This window comes from Neokomagataea anthophila, from assembly GCF_018122595.1.
Lineage (GTDB): Bacteria > Pseudomonadota > Alphaproteobacteria > Acetobacterales > Acetobacteraceae > Gluconobacter > Gluconobacter anthophilus.
The window spans coordinates 1-222 of record NZ_JAGRQH010000207.1 but is presented as its reverse complement, the minus strand read 5'-3'; the positions used below and the strand labels follow the sequence as shown (position 1 = coordinate 222).

General features: G+C 55.9%; 1 pseudogene. It reads left to right on the top strand.

The window, feature by feature from the left end:
* Positions 1-222: pseudogene (locus tag KB213_RS12480) on the top strand (hypothetical protein); the annotation flags it as partial.

Sequence of the window (222 nt, the reverse complement as noted above, 5' to 3'; positions counted from 1 at the left end):
TGGTGCGGCTTACATTGGCGCAGAAACCGGTAGCTTTGGCGCATTTAGCCTTACATACCACATCGGCAGTTGCTGACGCGGCTTTTGCATCGCTCCCCGAGCAGCAAAAAAATGATCCTGTCGTGCTGCGTGACTACATGCATTTTCTAAGGCGCGCAGTACGCCTCGATGATGTTGTAGCGGTATGGGATACGCGCGGTGCAGCAGCGCACCGTCACGCTC